Source organism: Nostoc foliaceum FACHB-393, assembly GCF_014698505.1.
GTDB lineage: Bacteria > Cyanobacteriota > Cyanobacteriia > Cyanobacteriales > Nostocaceae > Nostoc > Nostoc foliaceum_A.
Genome location: NZ_JACJTD010000026.1, coordinates 16,634 through 31,405, shown reverse-complemented (window position 1 = coordinate 31,405; position 14,772 = coordinate 16,634). Strand labels below are relative to the sequence as shown.

Annotated in this window: 11 protein-coding genes; 5 read left to right on the top strand and 6 right to left on the bottom strand. The window is 42.5% G+C overall.

Features of this window, described 5'->3' with window-relative positions; genetic code table 11:
• Positions 1 to 414 precede the first annotated feature (414 nt).
• The 3 genes from purH to H6G92_RS20910 all read right to left on the bottom strand — a co-directional run bounded on the left by purH (position 415) and on the right by H6G92_RS20910 (position 2,598).
• A complete protein-coding gene (gene purH, locus H6G92_RS20920) occupies positions 415 to 1,935 on the bottom strand; it encodes a bifunctional phosphoribosylaminoimidazolecarboxamide formyltransferase/IMP cyclohydrolase (protein ID WP_190895522.1) in 1,521 nt (506 codons plus the stop codon).
• Between the two features lie 172 nt (positions 1,936 to 2,107).
• Positions 2,108 to 2,278: a hypothetical protein gene (locus H6G92_RS20915; protein ID WP_190895521.1), complete on the bottom strand. Its 171-nt coding sequence runs from the start codon at positions 2,276 to 2,278 to the stop codon at positions 2,108 to 2,110.
• 80 nt (positions 2,279 to 2,358) lie between these two features.
• Positions 2,359 to 2,598: a hypothetical protein gene (locus H6G92_RS20910; RefSeq protein ID WP_190895520.1), complete on the bottom strand. Its 240-nt coding sequence runs from the start codon at positions 2,596 to 2,598 to the stop codon at positions 2,359 to 2,361.
• Positions 2,599 to 3,088: 490 nt separating this feature from the next.
• Between H6G92_RS20910 and H6G92_RS20905 the strand changes: the two genes are divergently transcribed.
• Positions 3,089 to 5,380, top strand: coding sequence for a glycoside hydrolase family 65 protein (locus H6G92_RS20905; RefSeq protein ID WP_190895519.1), 2,292 nt, complete (start codon positions 3,089 to 3,091; stop codon positions 5,378 to 5,380).
• 139 nt (positions 5,381 to 5,519) lie between these two features.
• Here H6G92_RS20905 and H6G92_RS20900 read toward each other — a convergent pair whose 3' ends face one another.
• Positions 5,520 to 7,931 carry a COR domain-containing protein gene (locus H6G92_RS20900; protein WP_190895518.1) on the bottom strand — a complete coding sequence of 804 codons (2,412 nt, stop codon included), beginning with the start codon at positions 7,929 to 7,931 and terminating at the stop codon, positions 5,520 to 5,522.
• Positions 7,932 to 8,552: 621 nt separating this feature from the next.
• On the opposite strand from H6G92_RS20900, the gene speB reads away from it, so the two are divergent.
• Positions 8,553 to 9,599, top strand: a complete 1,047-nt coding sequence (speB, locus tag H6G92_RS20895) for an agmatinase SpeB (RefSeq protein WP_190895517.1) — start codon at positions 8,553 to 8,555, stop codon at positions 9,597 to 9,599.
• A 261-nt stretch (positions 9,600 to 9,860) separates the two neighbouring features.
• Positions 9,861 to 10,157: a hypothetical protein gene (locus H6G92_RS20890; protein ID WP_190895516.1), complete on the top strand. Its 297-nt coding sequence runs from the start codon at positions 9,861 to 9,863 to the stop codon at positions 10,155 to 10,157.
• A 201-nt stretch (positions 10,158 to 10,358) separates the two neighbouring features.
• Here the strand turns inward: H6G92_RS20890 and H6G92_RS20885 are convergent, their stop codons facing one another.
• A complete protein-coding gene (locus H6G92_RS20885) occupies positions 10,359 to 11,591 on the bottom strand; it encodes a DUF4336 domain-containing protein (protein ID WP_190895515.1) in 1,233 nt (410 codons plus the stop codon).
• A gap of 335 nt (positions 11,592 to 11,926) precedes the next feature.
• Between H6G92_RS20885 and H6G92_RS20880 the strand changes: the two genes are divergently transcribed.
• Positions 11,927 to 12,892, top strand: a complete 966-nt coding sequence (locus H6G92_RS20880) for an acetamidase/formamidase family protein (RefSeq protein WP_190895514.1) — start codon at positions 11,927 to 11,929, stop codon at positions 12,890 to 12,892.
• Between the two features lie 64 nt (positions 12,893 to 12,956).
• Complete coding sequence (locus H6G92_RS20875; RefSeq protein ID WP_190895513.1) at positions 12,957 to 13,577, top strand: rRNA large subunit pseudouridine synthase E; 621 nt, start codon at positions 12,957 to 12,959, stop codon at positions 13,575 to 13,577.
• Between the two features lie 46 nt (positions 13,578 to 13,623).
• Here the strand turns inward: H6G92_RS20875 and H6G92_RS39625 are convergent, their stop codons facing one another.
• Positions 13,624 to 14,436, bottom strand: coding sequence for a hypothetical protein (locus H6G92_RS39625; RefSeq protein ID WP_242059259.1), 813 nt, complete (start codon positions 14,434 to 14,436; stop codon positions 13,624 to 13,626).
• Positions 14,437 to 14,772: the final 336 nt, after the last annotated feature.

The window sequence follows — 14,772 nt, the reverse complement described above, 5'->3', positions numbered from 1 at the left end:
ATTAGTATTGGGCGACATTTGTACGTCTCTATGGCCGATTTATTTATTGCCAAAATTTTTCTAATCGATATGGCAAGGAATCCAATTTCTGTATACAAATTAAAAAATGCCTGGGAGTGTTGCCGTGTTTCCACCCCAGGCATTTTTTATTCTTAACTTGCTCCTCACACACAAATAGAGAATATCACTACTTCTATTAAATGGCAAGTATATTGAGTGACATTTCTAAAATTGCACAAGCAATCCAATTTCTGACAAATTAAAAAGCACCTGGGAGTGTTGCCGTGTTTCCACCCCAGGCGCTTTTTATTTTTAACTTGCTCCTCACACACGACTAAAACATATCACTAATTAAATCAAAAAGCAAGTAAACTATGTGACACTTTTTAAACTGCACACCTAATGGGCAATAATTTAGTGTAAAAAGTGACGTACACCAGTTAAGACCATCACCAAACCGAGTTCGTTAGCAGCTTTGATGGAATCTTTATCGCGCAAACTTCCCCCTGGTTGGACGATGGCTGTAATTCCTGCGGCTGCGGATGTTTTCACAGAATCATCGAAGGGGAAGAATCCATCGCTGGCGAGAATTGCACCTTTAGCTTTTTCTCCAGCTTGTTCGAGGGCAATTTTAACTGAGCCGACGCGGTTCATTTGACCAGCACCTACTCCTAGTGTAGTGTGATCGCTTGTTACAACAATGGCATTAGATTTAACGTGTTTGCAAATTTTCCACGCAAACAGCAATTCGGCTAATTCGTCTGGTGTGGGTTGACGTTCGGTGACTATTTGCCATTGACTGGTATCTGCAACAATATCATCGGCGGTTTGGACAAGGAAACCACCTGCGATCGCTTTCACTGTATCCTTAGGGCCACTGCTCAAATCAGCTAGAGTCAAAACCCGCACGTTAGATTTCTTTGCCAGGATTTCTTGAGCTTCGGCTTCGCAACTTGGTGCAACCACGCATTCTAAAAATGTTTTGGTTAACTCGCTGGCTGTAGCCGCATCAATCGGGCGATTGAGTGCGACAATTCCACCAAAGGCAGAAGTAGAATCAGCATTGAAGGCTTTTTGGTAAGCTTCTGAAATAGTGCTTCCCAATGCCGTACCACAGGGATTTGTATGTTTGATAATCGTTGCTGCTGGGGTATCAGTAAATTCTGAAATGATTCGGCGTGCAGCTTCTAAATCAACCAAATTATTGTAACTAAGTTCTTTGCCTTGAAGTTTTGTAGCGGCTGCCCATCCCGTTGGAGTAGTACCAGTTTGATACCAAGCGGCGGGTTGATGGGGATTCTCGCCGTAACGCAGAGATTGTAATTGTGTACCGCTAAGGGTGTATTGCTGTGCTTCTGCGAGGTAAGAAGCGATCGCTTGATCGTAGCTAGCAGTGTGCGAAAATCCTTTTAATGCTGCCTTTTGCCGAAACTCTAGGGATGCTATGCCGTTATTTTGCCGCAATTCCTGTAAATACTCGTCATATTGGGCTGGGTCGCATAATACAGCCAGATGGGCGAAGTTTTTCGATGATGCCCGTAGCATAGCAGGGCCACCGATATCAATTTGTTCAACAGCTTGGGATAATGTTACCCCTGGTTTAGCGATCGTTTCCTCAAAAGGATAAAGATTCACCACCACTAAATCAATCGGGCGAATTTGGTTATTTTCTAAATCTGTAATATCTTGGGGAACATCTCGCCGCGCTAAAATTCCGCCATGAATTCGGGGATGTAGGGTTTTGACTCGACCACCTAAAATCTCTGGTGAACCTGTGTAATCTGCAACCTTCGTAACAGGGAGTCCCGCATCTTTGAGTGCTTGGGCTGTTCCCCCACTGCTGATTAAATCAAAGTCGAATTCTTCAACCAAGCTACGGGCGAGGTCAATTAAACCAGTTTTGTTAGATACACTCAGCAGGGCTAGACGCGCCATTGATCAATTCCTTAAAAGTAGGCTGAAAGCGAAGGATCTCAAGTTTTACATAAGCCTTGCTTCACTTCAAGACCATGAGGAATAATATTGACTCGTGTAATTTATATGCTTACATCCTCCAGAGTCAGCACTGTTGAAAATGCTGGAAATAAGGACTAAGTAGGCTTAGTCTCTAATATTTGCGATCGCCTAAACTAAAACTACTGATATCTGCTCGTGCCAAGCGGTCATCACTGGCATCTTTTTCTCTTATCAACCATCCTGTACTCAACTCCAAAATCTTTTGATGTGCCTTCACCCAGGCTTCCACTGCACACAAACGATGATCTGCTTGGGTGATCATGAGTTGCCCATAGCTTATATCATTTCACGAAAAATTTGATGCAGATGCAAACCCTAAAAGCCTTGCTAACTCTAAGTTTTTTAATTGCGAATTGCGACTTGCGAATTGTGAATTGGTATTAATCCTTGATGGTTTCCATGTGGCTTGTTCAGTTTTTGGCCAATCAGTTTGGCAATCTCCATCTGAACAAGCCACTCCACTATCACTGGAATATCATCAATCCGCTCCGAACTTATTTGTGTTTTTTCACTGCTCATCTTTTGCACCCATCTCCCGAAGATGTCCTCCAGACTATCGGGAAATGGTGTTATTAGTACCATTGGGTTGCTAATTTTGCTCTATTCCTTTCCCCTTATGGCATTAATTCCTCTCCTCTTCTCAAAATGAGCGAACGGACAGTGATTAGTCATCAGTCATTAGTACCAATGACCAATGAATGATGACTAATGACTAATTCACTTTTCGGGAATTTTAATTAAAAATAACAAACAAAATAATTTAAGCGAACATTGCCTGTTTCTCAACGCAATGAATTGTATGGTGATGCTGATAAATATGAAAGAAATTGATGAAAAGCTGAATCAATTCCTGGCTAGTTAAGATTTATGAGTTATAACTGGCGTTATTCAATAAATCTAACTGTAGACAGATGAAAAATGAAACGTTAGTGTTAATAGGAATGTCTTCTTTTTGTGTTTAGGCTAGATTCAAGTCTAGGCGCTAGAGAAAAAGAGTTAATCACTTAAAGATTTCTCCTAATTGTACTGCATCCTGCCCACAGCCAGCCCCTAGACATAGGTTTTATTACTCATGCTCAACGTCTCCACTCAAAATTTTCAGCACAATCAGCAATTAATTGACAATACTGACTGGAACGTTATTGAAACGGAGTTTGACCCGACGCAGTTACATCATAAAGAAACCGTCTTCACTCTTGGTAATGGGTTGTTAGGAGTGCGGGGTACGTTTGAGGAAGGGTATTCCCAGGATTTGCCAGCCACACTCATCCACGGTGTTTATGATGATGTGGCAATTACTCATACTGCACTGGTAAACTGTCCCAACTGGCTGCCATTGGTGGTGAAAGTAGCAGGCGTTCGCTTTAGCATGGAAAGTGGCGAAATTCTCAACTACGAACGTCGGCTTGATCTGCGTTTGGGTTTAGTTAGCCGTGATGTGAGGTGGCGTAGTCCTCATGGTCATACCCTAGATTTTCACTTTGAGCGTTTCACCAGTTTAGCAGATCAACATGTTTTGGCGATTCGCACTCAAATTACATCCGTAGACTTTGAGGGTGAAATTACTATCGAAGCAGAATTTGACAGTGAACCAGATACCCAAGGCGTTAACCATTGGCGAACCTTAAACCAAGGTGGCATAGATCAGATTATCTGGCTCAATAGTCAAACTATCCACTCAGGTATTAAACTTGGTATGGCTGCTAAGTTAGTGGTAGATGGTGACGAAACTACACCCGTATGCATCGAAAATGCTTCTAGTTCTCCCACTTTGACAACTACCTTGGAGTTATACCCAGGAAAAACGGTGACTGTCGAAAAGATTGTTACCCTGTTTACTTCACGGGAAACAGAAATCCCCATTGCTGCCGCCTTACAAAGACTCGCTGATGAACCCAGATATGCTACCCTATTGGCAGCTCACATTGCTGCATGGGATCAAGTGTGGCAAGACAGTGACATTATTATAGAAGGCGATCGCTTGGCTCAATTGAGCGTCCGTTACAATCTTTTCCAATTACTAGCTGTAACACCGCGCCACGATAGTCGGGTGAGTATCCCTCCCAAAACCCTCTCTGGTTTTGCCTATAGCGGACACATCTTTTGGGATACGGAAATATTCATCCTCCCCTTCCTCACCTTAACTCAACCAGCCCTAGCGCGGAACTTGCTCACCTACCGCTACCACACCTTAGCAGGAGCTAGACGCAAAGCTCAAGAAGCAGGTTATCAAGGAGCCATGTTTGCTTGGGAAAGTGCTACTACTGGCGATGAAGTAACTCCGCGTTGGGTACCAGCTCCCAACGGTGAATTAATCCGCATCTGGTGCGGTGACATTGAAGTGCATATCACCGCAGATGTCGCCTATGCGGTTTTACACTACTGGCAAACTACTAACGATGATGACTGGATGCGCGATTATGGCGCAGAAATTCTCCTTGATACGGCTGTTTTCTGGGAAAGTCGGGTGCAGTGGAACCAAGAGCGCCACAGTTATGACATCCTAGATGTGATTGGCCCTGATGAAAATCACGATCGCGTCGATAATAATGCCTTCACCAATCTGATGGTACGGTGGCATTTGCAGTCAGCTTTGGCGCTGTGGGACTGGCTCAAACAAGCTTACCCTGAAACCTCAGCAGAATTGGTACAACAACTCAATTTAACCACAGAGCGTCTGCACCGATGGGCGGAAATCCAAGAGCGTCTATTTGTTAATGAAGATGCCCAAACGGGTTTAATTGAGCAATTTGAAGGCTTTTTCCAGTTAGAAGACGTTAACCTTGCTGATTACGAACCGCGCAGCAAATCATTGCAAGGTTTGTTGGGAATTGAAGCCACAAGCCAAAAGCAGATTCTCAAGCAGCCAGATGTATTGATGCTCTTGTATTTATTGCGCGATCGCTACGACTATAACACCCTCGCCACCAACTGGGACTATTACAACCAGCGCACCGACCACAGTTATGGTTCTTCACTAGGCCCAGCCATTCACGCTATTTTAGCTTGCGACCTCAATCAACCAACTGAAGCCTATACACACTTTCTGCGATCGGCCTTGGTAGACTTAGAGGATGTGAGACTCAATGCCGCCGAAGGAATTCACGCCGCCAGTGCTGGAGGAGTTTGGCAAGCAGTAGTTTTTGGGTTTGGCGGGATTCGGATGACTCAGTTTGGCCCCGTTGCCTGTCCCAACCTACCACCTAACTGGACACGTTTGAAGTTTCGCCTGCAATGGCGTAACGAGTGGTATGACTTTGACTTACAAGCTGAAGCAGAAGTCAAAGTTCCCGTCTTGGCAGATACACACTCGAAAATTAGTGAGGTTATCTTCGAGTTAGATGAAGTTTTCATCGATAGCTAAGAGTTTCACTAGTAGAAGCCATATAGCGGTTCTCGTTTACATGAGGTACACCCGTAAGGGCACGGCACTGCCGTGCCCTTAATCTGACAAAAATGTGGGTAGAAGATTTTTCGACTTGTGCGTACACCGTAGCTATTTTCTACTGAGGGACTGCTGCTAATTTGATCTTCTTACAAATATCCACCAAAGCTTTATTCTCTTGTGCTGGGTTCAGGCTGTCTAAAGGTTGATTGGGAGGGTGCGCTGACTGATACTTTTCAATTTCTGTTTCGTCATAGCTGCTAAAACTCAACGGTATCCAAATAATCGTAAGTCCTTCGGCTTCAGCTGCATCTAATAATGGGGGTAACTCATTATCAGCAATAAAATCTGATGCTAAAAAATCTGGGCTGACCAACAATACTGCCACTTTTGCTGCTACCAAAGCATTTTCAATTGCTTCACGCCACTTAGCACCAGCTTGAATTTTGGTATCGTCCCACACCAGCATTTTTTGGTTGCGAATCATTGGTTTGAGGTGTTTCTGGAGTTTAGTAAGCCACTCCTGATCTTGATGACTATAACTGATGAAAACTTGATTTCTGGTTACAGTTTCAGACATGAGTATTTGTGGATTTTGTGAAGTGAGTAAAACATCGTCAATTAGTCTGCGGACATCTACCATATCACCGCTATCCTGGCACTGGATTTCGTAGCGATTATTGTCTCGGAATTTGTACAACACATCTCGGCGGTAAAAATGAGGCGTTTGACTATCATTACAGCTTTCACAATTACAAGGAACAAGTGTTTGATATTGCAGACGTTCGTAAGACTTATGGATTTTTTCTAGTTCATTGTTAATAACTACTAGCAGTTCTTTCTTGCGCTTGCCTGCGACGCGGACTTGAATTTCTCGTTGATTGTAGTGTTCAATTACTTCAGCACGGCTTTCGTATTTAGCAAGAACAACGCCTGTTTTCCAAACTAGGGTTTGTTGTTCAATATCAGAGTGCATTTCGACTATAAAGCGGGTGAGAATACCTTTCGGCATGAAGTCATATTTATAGCGCAGAATTAGGTTATTGGATTCATCCCAATTGAAATCAGGTTGGTTAACAGAGAGTAATTGAGGCGCAATATAAGTGCCAGGACGACTAGGAATTTCATAGGACAGTTTAAATTTCATCATTAGCCGCAATAGTTCTGGTCGCATATCGGCATATTTGCCTTCATGCCAAATGTTTGCTAAATCATTGCGATCAAATTGACCAAGTTTTTCAATCACTTGGGAATTATCTAACACTTTGTAAACGGCATCTGTACCCCAAGTAGGTTTGAGAATAACGGTTTTTATTAACAAGTCATCATCTTGGAAGTGAAGGCATACACCTAAATCATGCAGATAGCCACTGAGTTGGAGTTTATTCTCCTGTTTAGTAAAACCATATTTCTGACAAATATTCATATATTCTTCCAAGCTAATATATTCGCGGGAGTCACCTTCTAAAGCTTCCCGCACTTTAACCCAGGTTTTGGGGAGTTCTATTCCAACATGAGGTAAGTTAGTAATATAATGCTTAATTTTATTTAAGATTTCTGACAGACCGCGATCAGTGGCTAAGTTTGTAGTAAGTGTTTCCTTAAAATTAGTGAATTCGCGCCGTAACTCACGCTCGTTTATTTCTCGTTTGCGCTCCTGCTTTTCATTTTTGACAATTAACAAAGGACTATTACCGCTCAGTAATTCAACCGCATTTAACCAGTAATAAAAATCTGTGTCTTCTTTGCGAGTATCAGCAACCAAGGCATAAAGGGAGCGTTTTGTGAGGAAAAATTGGTGGGTAGCATGGTAAATTTCTTGACCACCAAAGTCCCAAATGTTGACCTGAAATTCTCTGTTATTGTCAAGCAAGAACTTCCATTGAATAACATCTATGCCTTCGGTGGTATTTTCATCTTGTTGTAACGTATATTTATTGTCTTGAATTTTTTTGGCTAGTGTAGTTTTACCTGCACCACCTTCTCCCACAATGATTAATTTAGCTTCGTAGAGGCGATCGGTTTTTTGTTCTAGTTGTTGTCTGCAAAAGTCAAGAATTGCTTTAAACCCTTTCGTGATAATTTCTGGTGGAGGTGATTCTAAACGATTACTGTTGAGGTCGAGGGATTGCAGGTTGGTGAGTTGGCCAATTTCCGGTGGCAGACTGCTCAGTCGATTGTAGCTGAGGTCGAGGGATTGCAGGTTGGTGAGTTGGCCAATTTCCGGTGGCAGACTGCTCAGTCGATCGTTGCGGAGTTCAAGGGATTGCAGGTTGGTGAGTTGGCCAATTTCCGGTGGCAGACTGCTCAGTTGATTGTAGCTGAGGTCGAGGGATTGCAGGTTGGTGAGTTGGCCGATTTCCGGTGGCAGACTGCTCAGTTGATTTCCGTAGAAGTAGAGGGTTTGCAGGTTGGTGAGTTGGCCAATTTCCGGTGGCAGCGTTGTTAAGCGTTTGTCAGAAAGGTCTAATTTTGTCAAATTGTCTCTGACAGCTTGTTCAATAATTTGCAGCAGTTCTTCGTTAGTCATTTCGGGTTTTACAGAGGCGATGCCTGACGACGAGTTGCTGCTTGGACGCGCAGCAGAAAAATTGAGCTAATTAATAATGTACCCTGTATCAAGGATTGCATTGAGGCGAGGTGGGTTAGCGTAGGCCGCCTTTGACATCGCTTATAACAAATGGCTACGTGTCTGTGCTTATATTTGGTTTGCAAATCCCTTACACCCAGTACCCTAAGAGGATGTTTGAAAAGTTTTCTTCTCGGTAACAAAACGTTCTAGATCCCCCTAAATCCCCCTTAAAAAGGGGGACTTTGAAGGGCTTTTGCCCCCCTTTTTAAGGGGGGTTGGGGGGATCAAAAGCTTGTGGGGCAATGTTAACACACTTGTGTGTACACCGTAGCCTTTTTAAGGGGAGCCAGCGCGGTCTTCTCTGCGAGACGCTGCGCGACCAAGTGGAGCGACTGGCGTGGGCTAGGGGGGATCAGTTAGTACCTAACATCACAGCCAACCAATTTTCAAACAACCTCTAAAAGAGAACTGAGGACTTTTGTCAACAACCTAGTTTACCGCCTGTGAAAAATTTTTATTACAATGCAGATGTCCACTAGGCGGCGTGCTGTCTATCCACGTAAATCGAGAAGTTAATCGATGAGTAATCAATTACAAGACTACAATCCTAGCGGCGTAGGTGAAATAAATGGCAACCTCTTAGGTTTGCCCTGCGATTACGAGTCTGCAAACTTGATTGTCTTTGGTGTGCCGTGGGAAGTCACTGTTTCCTATGGCGCAGGCACTGCTAATGGCCCACAGCGAATTCTCGATGCTTCGACTCAACTGGATTTGTTCGATTTTGATAACCCTGATGGTTGGAAGCAGGGAATTTTCATGGTGGAAATTCCCCAAGATATTTTAGAGAAGAACACATACTATCGCACCTTGGCAGCAAAAATTATCGAGCGATTAGCCCAAGGTAAACAACTCTCAGATACACCAGATTTAACTCCTGTCTTGACAGAAATTAATCAGGCTGGCGAACAGGTTAATCAATGGCTGTTTGAAAATTGTCAAGAAGCAATTAACAAGGGTAAACGAGTTGCAGTCATTGGTGGAGATCATAGTTCGCCTTTAGGTTATTTCCAAGCATTAGCGGCTAACTACGCCAACTATGGCATTTTGCACATTGATGCCCATGCAGATTTACGCGATGCATACGAGGGATTTGAGTTTTCCCATGCGTCGATTATGTTTAATGCGATGAAAATACCGCAAATTTCCAAGCTAGTACAGGTGGGTTTGCGTGATATTAGTCATGATGAAGTGCAAATGATTGACGAATCTGATAGTCGCATTATTGCTTATTACGACCCTGCCATTAAACAAAAGCTTTACTCTGGAACAACTTGGCTTGATTTATGCGGAGAAATTATCAGTCATCTACCTGAGTATGTTTACATTAGCTTTGATGTCGATGGTCTAGATCCAAAACTCTGTCCGAGTACAGGTACTCCTGTTCCAGGTGGATTGGAATTAGAGCAAACATTTTGTCTGTTCCGGGAGTTGGTTAATAGTGGGAGAAAAATTATTGGCTTTGATATCTGCGAAGTCGGTGATGCTGAGTGGGATGGTAATGTCGGGGCGCGGGTAGTTTACAAGCTGGCAAATTTGATGGATTTGTCTCAGCAGAATTCCCGATGAGTTGACAAGTAGCGATGTCTCCGACGGGTGGTTCCTGAGCGCAGCCGTAAAGCCTGCGGCATAGCTACGCTTAGGGCGCAGCCTCTCGTAGAGAAGGGCTACGCCTACGCTTTCCACACCAAAGTTTTTCACCAGACTCTTCAGCATTTTCACAGAGAATCAATATTAGGTGTTGCTTATTTACTGAACACCTGAAGAGTTTATAGCGGTTCCCACTCAGATGCGGTACAACATTATATCGCTAGGTGTAGGGGCACTGCCGTGCCCCTATGGGTGTACCTTACTTGGACAGTCTTTGAAAACTCAGCAAATATTCAAGTGGGAATTGTAGCATTACTTGCGATCGCACTAAATAATGGTCGTGCTGAAATTGGTCATGTATGGTTTACTCCCGCAGTCCAAAAAACTAAAGTCAATTTTGTTCGTGGAAGAAACAGAGATACTGATTGGTTCGCAATGACAGATAATATCATGTCCGGTAAAAGACTTATCATTAAGACCGCAGGGGGCAGGGGGCAGGGAGCAGGGGGAAAGAGAGTTTTAAGAATAACTAATTAAGCGGACATGATATAAAGAATGGTCGCGCTGTAAAGGCAATTTTGAAAAATGGCTTTATTCCCATGAAAATATTTCATTCATGGAACTAAACAACAGCTAGTATATTGTGGCGGAAATTTGCCTACCTTTACTTCTATGGGTTTTAGCTTGTCTCTCCCTCAAATATGTTTAAGTTAGGGAGAGGTTTATCGAACTCAGACTCTACACCTTCTCCTTTGCTGATGGCACAATGCCAAACTTATTTAAACCTGCATCGATTTCCCTAAGTGCTTTAAAATCCTCCTCTGGCAAAGGATAGCTGCTACTGTTGAACAAACCCCCACTGACAGCAGGTTGCTTTTCCAAAAAAGAGAAAGCTTGGCGAAACTGATACGGTTTGGCTTTAATTGGTGAATCAAAGTGGCAGGGAATAATCCACTCGAAGTCCCAACTTGCAACTTTCTCAGCCCAGTCGATGGTTTCTTTTGGTGCGCGGTTCAGAATCAACGTCTGTAAAATTGGTGCGACAAACAAACGTCCATTCCCTTGCAGGGCATCAAATGATCGCTGCCAATCTGGATGCCATTTAAAGGGATACAATCCAAAATAAGCTTTCTTTGAACGTTCTGGTGCTTTCAAGGCATCTTGCAATACCTGACTCCATTGGGGGATATTTAGGGCGCTTGGTTGAAAGTACAAAGCAAACAACGAGATGCGCTGCCAACCCTTACGGCGATTTGCCTGAATGTCTGCAACAATGTCAGTAGCATGATCCTTGGCATGAAATAGCAAAGGATATGGATCTAATAGGATGATCGCAGGTGGATCTTCTGGGATAGAAAGCACAGAATCTGTTACTAAAAGAGTATGCGATCGCTTGTGGAAAAAAGCAACTTCCGCAAACCGACCAGGGCCAAGCTCGATGGGGCCAAGCATCGCATAATCAAAGTCGTCAGCAAAGGGTGTTTTGCTACTATCTTCTGGGAGTACTTGAGTTCGTTTCGGGGGTAAGCCAAGCCAGCTAAGGGGGAGATTTAGCGGGAAACTCCACTGATGGGGAGCTACAAACACCTGTGCAGTCGGAAAGTATCTGGCGAATGGGCCGACGAAGACTTTGTGTTCTATACCGGAGATAGTTGGCAGGATGATGTACTTAACACTACCGTGTTCTGCCACCAACTCATTCACAAGCCTTATACACTCTGGAGTTGGTGCTACAGGCGCGTAGACGAGAAGGCCCCCAGCTTCGAGCTTAACCACAGTCATACGAATCGGTACAACAACGTAGAAAATCCCCTGAATCTGGTCAAAATTCCAGATTGCGTCCTTGACCACTTCTTTGCGGATTGTCTGTCGCCTGCCATATGGGTAGAGTGGCAGAACAGGCCATAATCTCCATGAAAAGTCTTTTGGATGTATCTGTTGTGTATTGACTATGCGTTCATCATCAGCCACTCTGCAACCCCCTCCAAATTCCCTGCTCAAATTGTTTTTATTTGCTATCCCCAAAGTTGGAGTTTAGCAAATTATTGAGATAATCAGATCAATTCTTAATTCCTAATTGTAATTCGTAATATCTCCAATTATCAGAAGATGCTTTACACAGCTAGCAGTAGAATTAATAGCTCTAGATCAATTTCTGGATGATCAATCATCAATTTTATTTGGCGCAGTTACTAATGGAGATGACTGTAAATTTGGTACACTCAATAGACAACAAAAGCTAATTATAGAAGATATTAAACTTTATTAATTTTGAATTTTGAATTTTGAATTCGGAGCGAAGCGACGTGACTCATTACATTTTAAAAGCCTCAAAAGAAACCGTTCATCTAGGTGGATTCTCCCATTTGCTAGAACCAGCACTCATTATTGATTCTGGAGATACAGTTGATGTGGAAACTTATAGTGGTTACTATGTTTACGACAAAGCACCACCTGAATTTCTCACACCAGAATTTCTCGACATTTGCCAAAATCTTGTACCAGAACGCAAAATTGCTGGCGGGCCGCATTTACTCACAGGGCCAATTTATGTGCGCGGTGCCGAACCAGGGGATGTTTTAGAAGTACAATTAGATGCGATCGCACCTAGTTTACCTGTCGGCTTTAATGCGATTCGTACAGGTTGGGGAGCTTTACCACATCAGTTTCCTGAACCTGCTTTGAGATTCATTCCTCTAGATTTAGCAAACAATATCGCTGAATTTCCGACGGGTACTGGCATCAAAATTCCCCTCAAACCGTTTTTTGGAATTCTTGGTGTAGCTACTCCAGAAACCTCTAGAACTTCTATCCCACCGGGTTCTTACGGTGGTAATATCGACAACCGCGAACTGCAAGCTGGTTCTCGTTTATTTTTGCCGATTTTTGTAGCAGGTGCATTATTTTCTATTGGTGATGGGCATTCTGCACAGGGAGATGGTGAAGTAAATGTCACCGCCATTGAAACTTCCATGAACGGTAGAATTACCCTCAAACTTCGCAAGGATTTACAACTAACAACACCAATTGCCGAAACTCCAACCCATATCATCACAATGGGATTTGCTCAAACCTTAGATGAAGCCTTAGAACTGGCTTTGAAAAACATGATTGATTTTCTGAAATGCTTCACCAATTTATCGCCAGAAGATGCTTATGTATTATGTAGTTTAGCTGTGAATTTCCACATTACTCAAGTTGTGAACAGTCCCCATAAAGGTGTGCATGGAATGCTACCTAAATCAATTTTTTCCAAGACGGTCAATTTGTAAGTTGCATTATATCGCTCATTTTTTACACTGTTATGATGCCTAAATTTTTGCATAATTTTGCCCAATGACAAATCATTACCGCTATATTATTTTTTACAAGCCCTATGGCGTTCTCAGCCAGTTTACAAAAGATGCTCCCACCCATAGCACCCTGAAAGATTATATTGATGTCCCTGATGTGTATCCCGTGGGACGCTTAGACTGGGATAGTGAAGGGTTGCTGCTGTTAACGAATGATGGACAATTGCAACATCGTCTCGCCCATCCGCGTTTTGGTCATCAACGTACTTACTGGGTACAGGTAGAGCGAATTCCAGATGTAGATGCAATAACAAGATTGCAAACAGGTGTGGAAATTCAAGATTACCGCACTCAACCAGCAGAAGTTAAGCTGTTACCAACAGAGCCACAGCTACCTGAACGGACTCCGCCAATTAGATTTCGCAAAAATGTACCGACAGCTTGGCTGGAAATGACCTTGACAGAGGGAAAAAACCGCCAAGTACGGCGTATGACTGCGGCTGTAGGATTTCCGACTTTGCGGTTGGTCAGAGTCAGCATAGCCCACCTAAAATTAGATGACCTACAAGTGGGTCAATGGCGCGACCTTACCACATCTGAATTGCAATTTCTGCATAATTTTGGTAAATCCAAAGGTTTTCCTTCAAAGGCCAATGCTTTGTAACAGAAATTCGACTTCTATTGTGCACATTTGGGATGCGATCGCTATATCAACCAAAACTTTGAACAATATACATATCATTACCCGTATCGCCTACTAAAAGCAAGCTGCTGTCATCACTTTCTAAATTTTGACTGCCAGCAATACCCCTTTGTAGAACTTTAATTATTCTTTGGGGAGTGAAAGATTCCAATTCCACAAACTTTCCAGATTCTAACCATGCTAATTCTTCAGCAGATAAATTTTGACGTATTTCTTCAGGTAATTGTTTAGCTGCTTCCGCCGAATCTGGAGAAGATTGAATGAACATTCCGTGTTTAGTAGCGATAATTTGACGTGGTGTTAGTCCAATATCAATAATCATAATCTCACTATCAAGAAACCAATTAGCATTATTTCTCAAATGATGAACTAAACCAATTCCTCGTGGATTGCAATCATGCACTGCATAGACTTTTAAATCTGGATTGCGGCGCAGCATTTGCATTGTGGTGTCAAAAATGCTTTGGGGATATCCAGTAATGCTGAGAATTGCACAGTTATTTTCAAAGTGAAAATTATTAGCAATTAATAGTTGAGCAATGCTAGCACTATCACAAACGACTAATCTATCAAAACTGTAAGCCGTTACATCAGGATTAACCGTGGCTGTTGTATTTTCCTGATTTGGAGGAGGCAGAATTTTGAGAATTGAACCATTTATTTGCTGCCAACGGTTTAGCCAGTCTTGAAACTGAGATTGTGAAAGTAAAAATTCTTGTGTTAATAATTTAACTCGACCTAATTGCCGAGTTCCTAAATATAGTGATAAAACTCCTGTAATAAAAATAATCACCAATAGAATAACTGTTCTCAAACTCATACGGATCGTGAGACTGAAAAAAATTCCTATACAAAGAAGAATTCCTCCTATAATTTGTAAATTTTTAGCATTGTCTTTGCGACTTATAATGTTGAGTTTACTTGAAGTACTGTTCTCAACAAATATCCAAATAAACACAAAGTTTACTATTAGTGGTATGAAAATAAATATTGACGTAAATAAATTAAGAAATAAATATAAAAATAGCCAGCTAAAGCGTGAAATTGACTTTGACCTTGACCTGAGACGATTATCTAGAAAATAAAGTAGTTGCTTGGGTGTAAAGAATAAAGTGTTGTTTGCAGAAATGTCAGCGATCGCCTTTGCAAAAAAAGG